The organism is Rhodococcus sp. IEGM 1318, assembly GCF_033142465.1.
Classification (GTDB): domain Bacteria; phylum Actinomycetota; class Actinomycetes; order Mycobacteriales; family Mycobacteriaceae; genus Rhodococcus_F; species Rhodococcus_F qingshengii_B.
The window spans coordinates 177,757-191,472 of record NZ_JAWLSC010000013.1 but is presented as its reverse complement, the minus strand read 5'-3'; the positions used below and the strand labels follow the sequence as shown (position 1 = coordinate 191,472).

General features: G+C 60.9%; 13 protein-coding genes. 4 read left to right on the top strand and 9 right to left on the bottom strand.

Annotated elements, in window-relative coordinates; all coding sequences use genetic code 11:
* Window positions 1-6 precede the first annotated feature (6 nt).
* From R4P65_RS26750 to R4P65_RS26735, 4 genes are all read right to left on the bottom strand, one after another.
* A complete protein-coding gene (locus tag R4P65_RS26750) occupies window positions 7-930 on the bottom strand; it encodes a thiamine pyrophosphate-dependent dehydrogenase E1 component subunit alpha (protein ID WP_317828793.1) in 924 nt (307 codons plus the stop codon).
* Between the two features lie 331 nt (window positions 931-1,261).
* A complete protein-coding gene (locus R4P65_RS26745; RefSeq protein ID WP_047270936.1) occupies window positions 1,262-2,977 on the bottom strand; it encodes a glycerol-3-phosphate dehydrogenase/oxidase in 1,716 nt (571 codons plus the stop codon).
* A 48-nt stretch (window positions 2,978-3,025) separates the two neighbouring features.
* Window positions 3,026-4,534 (bottom strand): glycerol kinase GlpK, encoded by a 1,509-nt coding sequence (glpK, locus tag R4P65_RS26740; protein WP_230814506.1) that lies wholly within the window; start codon window positions 4,532-4,534, stop codon window positions 3,026-3,028.
* Between the two features lie 64 nt (window positions 4,535-4,598).
* Entirely contained in the window at window positions 4,599-5,426 is an 828-nt protein-coding gene (locus R4P65_RS26735; RefSeq protein WP_230814743.1) for an MIP/aquaporin family protein, read from the bottom strand.
* A gap of 239 nt (window positions 5,427-5,665) precedes the next feature.
* On the opposite strand from R4P65_RS26735, the gene R4P65_RS26730 reads away from it, so the two are divergent.
* Window positions 5,666-6,649 (top strand): sugar-binding transcriptional regulator, encoded by a 984-nt coding sequence (locus R4P65_RS26730; RefSeq protein ID WP_317828753.1) that lies wholly within the window; start codon window positions 5,666-5,668, stop codon window positions 6,647-6,649.
* Here the strand turns inward: R4P65_RS26730 and R4P65_RS26725 are convergent.
* Window positions 6,584-6,811, bottom strand: a complete 228-nt coding sequence (locus R4P65_RS26725) for a hypothetical protein (protein WP_317828752.1) — start codon at window positions 6,809-6,811, stop codon at window positions 6,584-6,586. The genes R4P65_RS26730 and R4P65_RS26725 overlap by 66 nt on opposite strands.
* A 1,267-nt stretch (window positions 6,812-8,078) precedes the next feature.
* Between R4P65_RS26725 and R4P65_RS26720 the strand changes: the two genes are divergently transcribed.
* The 3 genes from R4P65_RS26720 (at window position 8,079) to R4P65_RS26710 (ending at window position 10,062) form a co-directional block, all read left to right on the top strand.
* A complete protein-coding gene (locus tag R4P65_RS26720; RefSeq protein ID WP_317828751.1) occupies window positions 8,079-8,720 on the top strand; it encodes a hypothetical protein in 642 nt (213 codons plus the stop codon).
* A 35-nt stretch (window positions 8,721-8,755) separates the two neighbouring features.
* On the top strand, window positions 8,756-9,256 hold the full coding sequence (locus tag R4P65_RS26715; protein ID WP_317828750.1) for a hypothetical protein: 501 nt from the start codon (window positions 8,756-8,758) through the stop codon (window positions 9,254-9,256).
* Window positions 9,257-9,552: 296 nt separating this feature from the next.
* On the top strand, window positions 9,553-10,062 hold the full coding sequence (locus R4P65_RS26710; protein ID WP_317828749.1) for a hypothetical protein: 510 nt from the start codon (window positions 9,553-9,555) through the stop codon (window positions 10,060-10,062).
* 203 nt (window positions 10,063-10,265) lie between these two features.
* Here R4P65_RS26710 and R4P65_RS26705 read toward each other — a convergent pair whose 3' ends face one another.
* The 4 genes from R4P65_RS26705 to R4P65_RS26690 form a co-directional block, all read right to left on the bottom strand.
* The gene (locus R4P65_RS26705; RefSeq protein ID WP_317828748.1) at window positions 10,266-10,436 is read right to left on the bottom strand and encodes a hypothetical protein; all 171 of its coding nucleotides are present in this window, start codon (window positions 10,434-10,436) and stop codon (window positions 10,266-10,268) included.
* A gap of 264 nt (window positions 10,437-10,700) precedes the next feature.
* Window positions 10,701-11,063, bottom strand: a complete 363-nt coding sequence (locus R4P65_RS26700) for an FKBP-type peptidyl-prolyl cis-trans isomerase (protein WP_019744913.1) — start codon at window positions 11,061-11,063, stop codon at window positions 10,701-10,703.
* A 37-nt stretch (window positions 11,064-11,100) separates the two neighbouring features.
* The gene (locus tag R4P65_RS26695) at window positions 11,101-12,399 is read right to left on the bottom strand and encodes a citrate synthase (protein ID WP_230814510.1); all 1,299 of its coding nucleotides are present in this window, start codon (window positions 12,397-12,399) and stop codon (window positions 11,101-11,103) included.
* Window positions 12,400-12,757: 358 nt separating this feature from the next.
* Window positions 12,758-13,705, bottom strand: coding sequence for an aldose 1-epimerase family protein (locus R4P65_RS26690; RefSeq protein WP_317828747.1), 948 nt, complete (start codon window positions 13,703-13,705; stop codon window positions 12,758-12,760).
* Window positions 13,706-13,716 lie beyond the last annotated feature (11 nt).

The following is a 13,716-nucleotide window of genomic DNA, read 5'->3' as shown; positions in this document are numbered from 1 at the left end:
GGCTCCTCAGTACGACACGTAGACATCGGTCAGCAGATTCTCGACGGGCGGATACGCCGCGGCGCGCGCCTTCGCGACCGCCTCGTCCACCAACACTCGCGACTGCTCGTCCACCGCGTCCAGATCAGCGGCGCTGACCTTCTTCGCGTCGACACTGCTACGGAAGTTCTTGAGCGGATCTTTGGTTTCCCGCAGTTGCGCAACCTGTTCCGCTGTGCGGTACAGCTGCGCGTCGCCCTCGAAGTGGCCGTGCCAACGGAATGCCGCCGCCTCGATCGTGGTGGGTCCACCGCCGGTCCTGGCACGCTCGGATGCTTCCGCCATTGCGTCGTAGACCGCGAAGAAGTCGGTGCCGTCCACCTTGACGGCAGGCATGCCGAAGGATGCGGCGCGCGCCGCGATGTCGGGTGCACCGACGGCGTAGTCGGTTCCGGTGGCTTCCCCGAATCCGTTGTTCTCGATCACGAAGACGATCGGAAGATCCAGCACCACAGCCATGTTCATCGCCTCGAAGACGGTTCCCTGGTTGGATCCACCGTCACCCGTGAACGAGGCTGCGATGACTCCGTTTCCGAGCGTCTTACCACTCAGTGCTGCACCGATCGCCAACGACGGTGCGCCGCCGACAATCGCGTTGGCGCCGAGCATTCCCACGGACAGGTCGGCGATGTGCATCGAACCACCCTTGCCGCGACACAGGCCGTCGTCCTTGCCGAAGATCTCCGCCATCATTCCGTTGAGGTCACAGCCCTTGGCAATGCAGTGCCCGTGACCGCGGTGTGTGGATCCGATGTAGTCGGCGTCGCTGAGGTTCTCGCACACTCCGACGGCGATGGCTTCCTGGCCCGAGTAGAGGTGAATGAAGCCGGGGATGTCGCCGGTTGCATTCTCTTCGTGCAAGCGATCCTCGAAGGCACGGATACGTGACATCTTCTCGTACGCCTTCAGCAATGCTTCCCGACCCAACCCTGAATGAGGCTTGGCCCCGGTCTTTTTCGATCCTGGCGTTGTCGGCTTCTGCGCCGTCCGTTGAACCACCGTCACACTCCTCGTTCTCGATCACTCGTCGCCATGCAGTGTCGTTTAGGTCACGGACGAAGAGAAAGAGTTGCGTACGGTTGCCGGGAGTTGCGAAGGGTTGCAGCTGTTGACTTTCGAGCGTTGATTCAGGTGCCGCTGAGGCAGTCGCGTCTGATCTTGACCAACTCCACAAAAAATCGGCCGGGACGCAGCGTCCCGGCCGATCATTGGTGTCTCAAACTCAAACCTGTCCGACAGTAACTCCGGTGCGAACGTCCGGTGCACCGAGGCGCGCCGCATCAGCCGTCAAGTCATCGGGCTGCTCCTGCGATTCCCGCTCGGCTGCAACGCGCAACCGGTAGTGCTCGATCTCCTCGGCAATGTGCTCGGGTGTCCAACCAAGCACGGGCGCAACCAGTTCGGCCACTTCCGCGGCTGCCGCGTCGCCACGGTCGGTCACCTCGATGGAGATTCGAGTACGACGGGTCAGGATGTCGTCGAGATGCTGTGCACCCTCGTGGCTCGCAGCGTAGTGAATCTCTGCCTTGAGGTACTCGGGAGCAGAGTCCAACGGTTGCCCCAGTTCCGGTCGCGCCTCGACGAGTTCGAACAACTCGTCAGCCAAAGTGCCGTACCGACCCAGTAGGTGCTCGATGGTCGAAACGTGCAGACCCGTGCGCTCAGCGGTGAGATGCCGATTGTTGTGCGCGGCGAAGTAGCCGTCGGCACCCACCAGTTGGATACGCTCGGTGCAGGACTTCGGCACCTTCTGTTCCAATCCGTGCACCGCGGAATCGACAGCGTCCTTGGCCATCACGCGGTAAGTGGTGTACTTGCCACCGGCGACCACCGTCAAACCTCGGACCGGACTCGACACCGCGTGCTCACGCGAGAGAGTGCTGGTCGAATCCGATTCGCCGAACAGCAACGGACGCAACCCCGCGTACACACCGACGACGTCCTCGTGCGTCAACTCGTCCTGAAGGAGCTTGTTGACATGTCCGAGGATGTAGTCGATATCGCTTCGGCTCGCTGCCGGATGCGCGAGGTCGAGGTTCCAATCGGTGTCCGTCGTACCGATGATCCAGTGGCTTCCCCACGGGATCACGAACAGCAGGCTCTTCTCGGTCCGCGTGATGATCCCGGTCGAAGAATTGATCCGGTTTCGCGGGACAACCAGGTGCACGCCCTTGGAGGCACGAACCTGGAATTGTCCTCGTCCACCGACCATTTCCTGAATCTCGTCAGTCCACACGCCGGCCGCGTTGATGACCTGGCGAGCACGGATCTCGAAGGCGCGACCCGTTTCCAGATCCACGGCCTTCACTCCGACGACGCGGTCCTCCTCACGGAGAAAACCGATGACGCGAGTGCTGTTGACGCACAGGGCGCCGTACTCAGCCGCCGTGCGCGCCAGCATCATCGTGTGGCGGGCGTCATCTACCTGACCCTCGTAGAACTTGACCGAACCCCTTATAGCAGAACGCTTTCCGGAAGGGAACGATTCGAGAGTCTTCTTCTTGCCCACATGCTTGTGGTGTGAAGGAACCCCACGGCCTGCGCCCATCACGTCGTAGACGCCGATGCCCAGACCGACGTACGGCCGGTCGATCAACTTCTCGAGCGGGTAGATGAACGGCACCGGCTTCGCGAGATGCGGGCACAGCGAGTTCAGAACCAGCGACCGCTCACGCAGCGCCTCGAACACGAGCGCAAAATTGAACTGCTCGAGGTAACGCAGTCCACCGTGGAACAACTTGCTGGACCTGCTCGAGGTTCCGGACGCGAAGTCGCGAGCCTCCACCAAGCCCACCTTCAGACCGCGGGTTGCGGCATCGAGCGCGCTACCCGCACCGACCACGCCACCGCCGATGACCAGGACGTCGAGTTCGGTTTCTTCCAACTTCTTCAGCGACTCCGCCCGCGAGGACGGACTCAATGCTTGTGCTGTGCTCATGAAAACTGTTCCTTCACTTGAAAATAGGTAGAAATGCGGGCGCCGCGATCAGTCTGCGTCGACCCAGTCCAGCGTCCGAGTGACGGCCTTCTGCCAGCCTGCGTACAACCGGTCACGCTCCGCCGAATCCATCGACGGCGTCCAACTCTTGTCCTTCGCCCAGTTGCTGCGAATGTCGTCCTCGCTCTCCCAGTACCCGACCGCGAGACCAGCGGCGTATGCGGCACCCAATGCCGTGGTCTCCGCAACGACAGGGCGGATCACCTCGACGTCGAGCAGATCGGCCTGGAATTGCATGAGGAGTTCGTTCGCGACCATTCCGCCGTCGACCTTGAGCACCTTCAAGTCGACACCCGAGTCGAGGTTCATCGCCTCGATCACCTCACGGCTCTGGTACGCAGTCGCTTCGAGTACCGCCCGGGCAAGGTGCCCCTTGTTCACGAACCGGGTCAGACCGACGATCGCGCCGCGTGCATCCGCGCGCCAGTGCGGTGCGAACAGACCCGAGAACGCGGGCACGAAGTACGCGCCGCCGTTGTCCTCCACGGAGCGAGCGTTCACCTCGATGTCAGCCGCATTGTCGATCATGCCGAGATTGTCGCGAAGCCACTGCACCAGCGAACCCGTCACGGCGATCGATCCTTCCAGCGCATAGACAGTGGGCTGCTCGCCGATCTTGTAACAGACCGTTGTCAGCAATCCGTTCTTGCTCATCACCTTTTCGGTGCCGGTGTTGAGGAGCACGAAGTTGCCGGTTCCGTAGGTGTTCTTCGCTTCTCCGGGCGAGAGGCAGGCCTGGCCGAAGGTTGCAGCCTGCTGATCACCGAGGATTCCGGCGATCGGCACGCCGGACAGGGTGCCACGTTCACGGACGAATCCGAAGACCTCGGACGAGCTGCGGATCTCGGGAAGCATGGACTCCGGAATTCCCATGTCGGCACAGATCGCCGAATCCCAAGCGAGAGTGTCGAGATCCATCAGCAGGGTGCGCGAGGCGTTGGTCGGATCGGTGGCGTGCACTCCGCCTTGGACGCCGCCGGTCATGTTCCACAACACCCAGGTGTCCATCGTGCCGAAGCACAACTCACCGGCTTCGGCCTTGTCGCGAGCGCCCTCGACGTTGTCGAGGATCCACTTGACCTTGGGGCCCGAGAAGTACGTTGCCAACGGCAGTCCGGTGACCTCGGTGTACTTCTTGGGACCGTCTTCGCCCGCAAGCGCCGTGCAGATCCGATCAGTGCGCGTGTCCTGCCAGACGATCGCGTTGTAAACGGGCTTTCCGGTTGCTCGTTCCCAGACCACTGCCGTCTCACGCTGATTGGTGATTCCGACGGATGCGATGTCGGCTGCGGTCAGGTCTGCATTGGCCAGGGCGCCCGCCGTGACATTGCGGACGTTGTCCCAGATCTCGATCGGATCGTGCTCGACCCAACCCGCCTGCGGGAAGATCTGCGAGTGCTCATGCTGTTCGACGGCAACCACGTGCCCACTGTGATCGAAGATCATGCAACGAGTGGAGGTGGTTCCCTGGTCTATCGCGGCTACGAACTGCGCCATCGTGCTACCCCTTTGGTGTCGAAGAAAGTGCGAAAGATTTACTGTCAGAGATGATGATTCGCCATCACGCCGGTATTGTGGCCGGCTCCTCGGCCGCCTGCTCCACCGATTCGTCAGGCAGGAATCGTCCAACCAGCTTGTCGTAGAGGAACACCCCGATCGGAGCGCCGATCAGCGGTCCCACGATGGGCACCCAAAAGTACAAACTTCCGTACTGATCCCGCCACGCACTGCCGTAGCCAGTGAGGTACGACGCCAGTCGCGGGCCGAAGTCACGGGCCGGATTGATGGCGTAACCCGCGTTGGTCGCCCAGGCGAATCCGATTCCCACCACGATCAATCCGACGACGAAGGGCGCCAGATTCGCAAGCGGCGGAGTGCCGCGGGAATCCGTCACGGCAACGATGAGAAACAGCAGGATGGCCGTACCGATGATCTGATCGATCAGTGCCGAGCCGAGACTGACCGGAAGCGTTCCGTTTCCGGGCATGGTCGAGAAGATCGTCTGAGTGGCCGTGGTGTGTCCGGGATCGATGGCGTTGAGCATGTCGTTGTAATTCCATCGAACGATCAACGCCGCCACGAAGGCTCCCGCAGTCTGCGCCAGCGTGTATGGCAGCACCTTGCGCCAGGAGAAGTCCCGGAAGATCGCGAAGGCGAACGTGACAGCAGGGTTGAGATGAGCACCCGTCGCCCGGCCTGCTACATAGATGCCGAACATCACGCCGAGCCCCCAGGCCCACGCAATGCTGTCGTGCCCACCGAGACCCCCTGCGCTCCCGCCGGACACCACCTGCGCCACCACTCCGACACCGAACAAGATCAAGATCATCGTTCCCGCGAACTCGGCCGCCAATTCACCGAGAAGCCCCAATCGCTTGGCTTTCTCCATCCCCACCCTCACTTCGTTGTGATGCATGTCATAGTTTGGACTGCTGCATTCGTAGCGTAAGGCCCTTTGCACATTCACGCATAGCTCATGCACATATGTGCAAATTGCCAATTGACGCACCGTAACGCGGGTAACAGACACACTTCAGGGACTTTGCGTGATCGCACGGTTCAGCCTGGTCCTACTCGGATAAGATTCGGTTCAGTGCTCTTGCACGTACGTGCAGACAGGACGAAACCATGGAAACTCCCACTTCCGACTCCCCAACCTCCGACCCGGCGGACCCACGAATCGCCGACGCCGTTCAGGCCGCTCGCCTCTACTACTTCCAAGATCAGACGATGGCTGCCATCGGGCGCGACATGGGAGTCTCCAGATCCACCGTCTCCAGGCTGATCACCTACGCACGCACTTCGGGACTCGTCGAGATCAAGATCAGCACGCCGCACGGCCAGGCGCCTCGCATCGAACGCGAGTTCTCGGAACGGTACGGAGTACGCGCGCACGTAGTGACCGTGCCGGAACTGGTGGGGGATCTCGAGCGACTCGAGAAGGTCGCTACTTTCGCGGGGCGCCTGTTGGCCTCGTTCTTCGACAGCGACATGGTGATGGGAATCGCCTGGGGAACCACTCTCAGTGAAGTCAGCAAGCACCTCGCCCCCAAACGCACGTACAACTCCTACGTCGTGCAACTCAACGGTGCTGCCAATACCCGCACCACGGGAATTTCCTACGCCAGCGACATCATCAGAACCATCGCCGACGCCTACGGCGCTCTGCCACAAGGATTTCCGGTCCCTGCATTCTTCGACTACCCGGAAACCCGGGAACAGTTGTGGCGCGAACGTAGCATCAAGCGAGTACTGGACATGCAGAAGCGAATGGACCTGGCGGTCTTCAGCATCGGCGTCCCGGGTGGCAACGTACCGAGTCACGTCTACACCGCCGGATACCTCGAACCCGATGAAGCAGAAGCACTTCGACGCGACGGAGTGGTCGGGGACATCGCAACTGTGTTCTTCCGGTCCGACGGGAGCTATCGCGGCATAGAACTCAACGAGCGCGCGAGTGGACCGCGACTCGACCTTTTCGAGAAGGTCGCCAGACGCGTGTGTATCGTCGCCGGAACAGCAAAACTGCCCGCCCTGGAGGGAGCACTACGGGGCGGGCTGATCACCGACCTGATCATCGACGACGTCAGTGCCACCGCGCTGGTGTCCTGACCGCTGAACCAACGTCTCGGTTCCGTCGAGCAGAAGGCCCAGCGAGAAACCGAAATCGAAAGCATCATCGCCGGCGGCCTCGCCCTCCGGACTGCCGTCCTCGAAGCCGCCCTCCTCGATTGCAGCACTGAGGTAGGGAAAGTCCTCGCGGTAGAGGAGCACGACAACTCCGGATCGATACTCGAACCCCAGATCCCCGGACAGCACGACGTGCGGGCGCCGGGATTCATTGTGCGTGGTTACAAATTCGGTTAGGTAGGCGGCACATTTGCGCCATCACAGGCTCGGCCAGGTTCACAGAAGACGTAGGAACACGAACATGATTGGAGAAACATCTCAGCACCTTCAGGGATGTCTGTCCGATCCGATGTCTACAGACGCGGTCCGCGGCGTTGCTGTTCGTGTTCGATCGTGTTCGTGCTCGGCGCGGCGTCGGCTTTGTTTTCGGGTCGGGCGCGCCGGCCACTGAGGTGATGTCGGTGATGGTGTAGCGCTCGCGGTATGCCTGGATTTCGGGGGCGCTGCGATCCCACTGCGCTGCCAGCTCAGAATGGTCGCTTTCGGTCACAAAGCGACGCAGGTCGCCGCCTCCTAGCTGGCGCGGCCCCGGACCTTCAGTTACAAGTTGGTGATCCGTAATCATGTCGTGACGGTGACGCGCACCACAAGCCAGCCCGCCTAACTTTGCCCTGCTCAGAAGCATGGTTGCGCTTCAGACTTCTCTCCCGAATCTCATTTCGCGGCCCTTTCAGCCTCGGTACCACCATGCAAAAATCGGGATGATTGGTACGGTCTGCCGACAAGTTAGTATTCAGCTATCTGTGATCAGGGGTATCGGATGAAATGGTTGCCTGCTGTATCCGCCTTTGTCGGCGCTGTGGTGGTCGTCGGCCTTGTCGCGGGGTTGTCGCCGACGGTCGCGGAAGCAGAAACACCGGCTGAGCGTTGCTCTCGTGAGACCTCGGCGTACAACAGTGCGTGGGCTGCCAGCTGGGCCGCTTCTCATCCAGGCAATCCTGGGCCGGCACCTGCGCCGCCGGTGCCTTACGTGTGCGTCGATCCTGGTAGCCCTCCGACAACGACGTCGTCACCTCCGACAACGACCCAGGGGCTGCCCACAGCCCAGTCCCCGGGCGGCGGGCCCAATGCAGGTGCGAACGCGCCGACGAATTGGCCGACGTACAACGGAACCCCTATCGTCCCGGTCCCCGGGGTTTCCACGTCTGGCGATCCGGTCGTTCCGACGACCGGTCGTGCGCCCGAAGGTTCTGCGGCTCCGACGCCTACGGGCGACCCCTCCGGAGCGGTAGAACCTACGACACCACGCGATTCTGCGAATCCGCTCTCCGGGGAAGGCGCTTCCGCACCGAATAAGATCGATCCATCCCGCGAGGCGCTTAACCAGGTTGCGGGAACGTACTCGTTCCGAATGGGCGACAGCGGCCAGATATCGATGATCGGTTGCTGGTCCTGGTCCTGCGTATTCAACGGCGCCGTGTGTGCTGTGTCTATTCTCAACATCATCGTTCCGATTCTGAAAGTCGCCCGAATAGCAAAAATTCTTGCTCAGATCGCGAAACGACGTGCGGATCTCGCATGGCAAATAGACGAGATTATCGAAAAGATTGAACGGAATCCCAGCCCGTACTCGATCTGGAACATATTAAAGGGGCAACCCGATATCCTCTCTCTTATTCAGGAGCTTTTGGGAATCGGCGGCGTCATCAAAACTTGCGGCCCATTCCTGGATGAGGCTTTCGGGGACGATGGCGGAAACGGCGACGGCGACACCGGCGACGGCGACGGAGCCGGGAACGGCGCAGGAAACGGCAACGGCGACGGTGCCGGCGGACAAGGCGGAGAAGCGGCCCCCACCACCGCGCCGCAGCAAACCCAGCAGGCTCAACAGACCCAAGCCCCCCAACAGACCTACACCCCGCCGCCGCAGACTCAGCCCCAGACTCAGGAGCCTGAACCCACCGCGCAGACTCCGCCGCCGACCGTCGAATCGACCCCACCGCCGACCGCAAAGCCACATTCCTGCGAGCCCTGGCCCACGTGCGCCCTCTGACCTGAGATCACGACATGCGAAAGGAGTTGAACGACATGACCCGTGACACGAAAACCTCCTCGGAAACAGTTGTGGACGAGGCTTTTCCATCGGCAACGGCGAACCCAACCCGCCGCCGGAAGACTGCAATTATCGGCGCCGTAGTGGCGCTACTCGCGGTAGTTCTCGGCATCGCGCTGATCGCGGCAGTGCGTGATGATTCCGATCCGGTAGTCGATCAGGACGCAAGACTTGGGCAAGCGGTCGACGGCATGTACAGCGATCTGCTGCGCGGTGATACGCGTAGCGCGTATCAGTACCGTTCGGAGCGTTGCCGCCGTGCCCTGAACGAGGAGCAATACAACGATGCGATCACCGAACTCTTCGAAGGACAAGACACCGGCAAGGGATCGATCGAATACCGCGTCACGACTCGTGCCCCCGGTCAAGCCACTGTCGATATCACCTTCGACGGGATCGACGTACCGATCCTCGAAGGATATTCCAGACTCTGGACGTTGGAGAACGGAGATTGGAAATACGACAGTTGCGAATAGATATCTCAGGTGTCCTAAAGTTCGCACGTCTACTATGATTTGTGAAAGTATCATTTCAGAACACATCTTTGGAGGTGAACGATGAAAATTCTAGATCTGTCGGAAATTTTGATGGGGCTCTCTGCATTATTGTTTTTCATATATTCGATCTGGCAGTTGATTGGCGGATCGAGCACCTTCATTGTCTACGTCATGCTGGTATCGAGCCTGGTGTTGTTGGGCAGAATTGTCTATCTCGTCGTCAAGGGACGAGTTGACCCCGATTTCCGCAGAGAGCGATAACGAGGAGAACTAGAGTGCGCCTGTTCGATCGAAAAATCAGTGCAGGGATCACCCTGCTCCTGTGTGTGTCCGTCGCACTGGTGGCGGGGTTCGCATCGGTGTGGCTCTTCGGTGACTCGAAGGACACCGACGACGGCAGTCGGACGGGATCGATTACCTCCGCCGACGCCGAACAGCCTGTGGAATTTGCTGTGCAGTCGGTCGTGAACGCGTACAACGCCGGTGATTGGGAGGCGGTCGCGCAGGGAAGCTGCGGCGACGTCGCGGCCCGAACCTTGGAGGAGTCACGAGGCGGTCTCGCAACGAACAGAGCTGACGACGAGGTCCGCATCATCGGGCTGGACGACTTCGAGTTCACCACGGTCGACAGCGCAATGAACGCGTACACGTTCGCGCGGGTGACGATCGGCCGCCCCGACGACCCTACCGGCGATGCCGACGCTGTCGCTTTCTTCGCCCTGCTCGATTCCGGGGACGGTTGGAAGGTGTGCACGTCGCAGATCGTGAGCACGACTGGAATTTAGCTCTGAGTTCATTCGCAGAACGAGACAACCCTGTCAGCATGGCTGGCTGGGTTGTCTCGTTGTCGCTGAGAAGAATTGATGGCTTCGCGCGTGTGGATCCTCTTCCCGGCGTGTGAACCACTGATCGAATCTCGGTTGATAGGAAACGCGCCAGGTCTCGAAGACCTGGCGCGTTTGCTGCTCAGTTGGGGCAAATAGGTCAGTCAGTTGTTGGCGTCGGTCTTGACGACCTCGCCATTCCTGTCGACAACCTGCACCTTCACCTTGGCGGTGATGGGTCCGATTTTGGAGGCAGGCTTGTCGGCGGCGTAGCCGAAAGTGTTGTCCTTCGACGACTGGCGGCCGGTCATGGTCCTGGCTTTGCCGTTGGGCATCGTGAGCCTTCTTCACAGCTCTTCGATGAACTCAGCGTACGCGACTTCATCCCATCGGATGAGGCAAGCTATGCCAGTTTTGATCGGCTCGACGGGCGTGGCGGCGCTGAGACTACGGATTGCTCCGTCAGGCGCGATCTCACAGGTGTCGTAGAAGTAGATGTCCTGATCGTAGGGGTCACAAGAAAGCCCCACACCTGATGGTGCGGGGCTCGCTTGCTGTGCGCTTTGTTAACGACGGGGGTTAACAAAGCGCACAGTGAATTACTTGGCTTCCAGCAGATCGATCACGAAGACCAAAGTCTTGCCGGAAAGCTGGTGCCCTGCACCGGCGGGGCCGTATGCCAGCTCCGGCGGAATGGTGAGCTGACGACGTCCGCCGACCTTCATGCCCGGGATGCCGTCCTGCCAGCCCTTGATCAGGCCACGAAGCGGGAACTGAATGGACTCGCCACGGCTCCAGGAAGAGTCGAACTCTTCGCCGGATTCGAACTCGACACCGACGTAGTGAACGTCGACGGTGCCACCGGGAACGGCTTCGGCGCCTTCTCCGACAACCAGGTCCTTGATAACCAGATCGGTCGGCGCGGGGCCTTCCTGGAACTCGATTACGGGCTTGCTACTCATGGGTCCTCCTCGTTGAGGCGAAAATTGTGGGCAGGGGCTAGCGGGTGGTGATTTCCCGATAGTCGCGCTCGGTGTAGCCGGTGTAGATCTGGCGTGGGCGGCCGATCTTCGTAGCCGGATCCTCGTGCATTTCACGCCAGTGCGCAATCCAACCGGGCAGCCGGCCCATGGCGAACAGCACCGTGAACATACGCGGCGGGAAGCCCATCGCGCGGTAGATGAGGCCGGTGTAGAAATCGACGTTCGGGTAGAGCTTGCGCTCGATGAAGTAGTCGTCCGTGAGGGCGGCTTCTTCGAGTTGCATTGCGATGTTGAGCAGTTCGTCGTCGCCGCCGAGCTTGGCGAGGATGGTGTGCGCGGTTTCGCGGACCAGCGCAGCGCGCGGATCGTAGTTGCGGTAGACGCGGTGCCCGAAGCCCATGAGCTTCACGCCGTCTTCCTTGTTCTTGACCTTGCGGACGAACTCGGCTGCGGTGCTGCCGCTGGCCTTGATCTCGTCGAGCATCTCGAGCACTGCCTGGTTCGCGCCGCCGTGCAGCGGGCCCCACAGTGCGTTGATGCCGGCAGAGACGGAGGTGAACAGGTTGGCGTCCGACGAGCCGACCATACGCACGGTCGACGTCGAGCAGTTCTGCTCGTGGTCCGCGTGCAGGATCAGCAGCATGTCGAGTGCCTTGGCGACCTCGGGATCACCCTGGTACGGCTCGGCGGGGAAGCCGAACGTCATACGCATGAAGTTCTCGACCAGGTTCAACGAGTTGTCCGGATACAGGAACGGCTGTCCGACGGACTTCTTGTACGCGTACGCAGCGATGGTCGGCAGCTTCGCGAGAAGACGGATGGTGGACAGTTCCACTTGTTCCGGATCCTCGGGATCGAGCGAATCCTGGTAGTACGCCGACAGTGCGTTCACTGCGGACGAGAGAACCGGCATCGGGTGAGCGTTGCGCGGGAAACCGTCGAAGAACCGCTTGAGGTCCTCGTGGAGCAGGGTGTGTCGACGAATGCGGTCCGTGAAGGACTCGAGTTGGGCGTCGGTCGGAAGTTCCCCGTAGATCAGCAGGTAGCTGACCTCGATGAACGTCGACTTACCCGCCAACTGCTCGATGGGATATCCGCGGTAACGCAGGATCCCCTTCTCGCCGTCGATATAGGTGATTGCAGAACTGGTGGATGCAGTGTTCACAAAACCGGGGTCAAGGGTGGTGTACCCCGTTGTGGCCAGCAGCTTTCCCAGCTCGATGCCGTCATTGCCCTCAGTTGCCCTGGCAATGGACATCGTGTACTCACCACCGGGGTAAGTAAGCGTGGGCTTTGTGTCATTGTCAGCGGGCACGAAGGATCCCTCTCAAGCTCGAACCAACGAGTAACTACATGCGATCAACTAGAAACTAGTCGCACGGGCGAGATCGTGCCGAAGGAGGGTCGCTCCACGGCTATTTTTCGGGTACTCACGAACCCGACATACCCGCCGAAACTGAAACACGTTACAGGCTGAATTTTCTCCCTCGCGCGACCGATACTCCAGTCTACGGAATCATGCGTTCACCCACACTGATCTGCACGTCTCGACAGGAGCACACGATATGGACGAACGATGGACCTTCCGTACCACTGACACCGTGTACTGAAAACCGATTGTTATCGGCTGATGCCTACTTGGCGTTACACGATCCCACGGTATGAGAGCCGGATCACAGAGCCTTGATGCCCCAGCTACCCGTCCACGACTGATTCGGTTGAAGGACCAGGAGATCGATGCCCGAGTTGAAGGCGTCGGGCGGGCATGTCATCGGTTCCAATGCCAATGCGCGTCCACGGTCGGGATATCCCTTGTCATTGGCAGGATCTGCGATGAATGCCTGAACCCACGGGAACTCGCGGTTGGTCCACAGCGCGGTGCCCGTTCCGTCCGGCGCGAGCAATTCGTGCTGAGTGCGACCACTCCCGTCGACGACGTCCAACGCGCTGTACGGCGTGTCCAACTGAACTCCGGCGAGCGGTCTCGGTGTCCGGAAGTCGTAGTCCGTACCGGCGACTGCCTGCGAATACGCATTCGGCAGCATCCTCGCCGGATCGATCGGTAACCGCGTGCCGGCCGCCAGATGCAGCGCACATTCGTCGAGCGGAAAGTCGCCGGCGCGAATGAATGTGTGCATTCCGAGCCCGAACGGCGACGAGGTCGCACCCTTGTTCGTGGCCGTATGCGTGACGGTCAACCCGTCGGCACCGACTGCGTAGGCGATCGTCAGCTGCAACGGATACGGCCAACCCTTGTGCAGTCCGACGTCCACCGACAGTTCGACGCGCTCGTAGGTGTGGTCCACGAGGCTCCAATTGCGACGACGGACGAACCCGTGGCTCGCGTTCCCCAGTGCAGGTTCGGTGATCTCGAGTTGATGCTCGATGCCGTCGAACATGAAGTGCCCGTCGCGAATTCGGTTGGGCCACGGCGCGAGAACCAATCCGGCCGACAGCGGTGGCTTCGATCCGAGTGCCCAGGTCTCGGTCAGCGCGCGCTGACCGTTCGGTCCTTCGTGATCGAGAAGCCGCAACCCGGCACCGGCCGCGGCGATCTCGGCTCGATAGCCGCCACCACGGATCTCGAACCCTCCCCTACCCGTGCTGTGCGGCGCAGTCATACGTACCAGTT

Excerpts from the sequence above, each read along its gene's own strand:
- R4P65_RS26750 (WP_317828793.1), bottom strand. The coding sequence starts at position 930 with ATGTCACGTATCCGTGCCTTCGAGGATCGCTTGCACGAAGAGAATGCA.
- R4P65_RS26745 (WP_047270936.1), bottom strand. The coding sequence starts at position 2,977 with ATGAGCACAGCACAAGCATTGAGTCCGTCCTCGCGGGCGGAGTCGCTG.
- glpK (WP_230814506.1), bottom strand. The coding sequence starts at position 4,534 with ATGGCGCAGTTCGTAGCCGCGATAGACCAGGGAACCACCTCCACTCGT.
- R4P65_RS26735 (WP_230814743.1), bottom strand. The coding sequence starts at position 5,426 with ATGGAGAAAGCCAAGCGATTGGGGCTTCTCGGTGAATTGGCGGCCGAG.
- R4P65_RS26730 (WP_317828753.1), top strand. The coding sequence starts at position 5,666 with ATGGAAACTCCCACTTCCGACTCCCCAACCTCCGACCCGGCGGACCCA.
- R4P65_RS26720 (WP_317828751.1), top strand. The coding sequence starts at position 8,079 with ATGGGCGACAGCGGCCAGATATCGATGATCGGTTGCTGGTCCTGGTCC.
- R4P65_RS26715 (WP_317828750.1), top strand. The coding sequence starts at position 8,756 with ATGACCCGTGACACGAAAACCTCCTCGGAAACAGTTGTGGACGAGGCT.
- R4P65_RS26705 (WP_317828748.1), bottom strand. The coding sequence starts at position 10,436 with ATGCCCAACGGCAAAGCCAGGACCATGACCGGCCGCCAGTCGTCGAAG.
- R4P65_RS26700 (WP_019744913.1), bottom strand. The coding sequence starts at position 11,063 with ATGAGTAGCAAGCCCGTAATCGAGTTCCAGGAAGGCCCCGCGCCGACC.
- R4P65_RS26690 (WP_317828747.1), bottom strand. The coding sequence starts at position 13,705 with ATGACTGCGCCGCACAGCACGGGTAGGGGAGGGTTCGAGATCCGTGGT.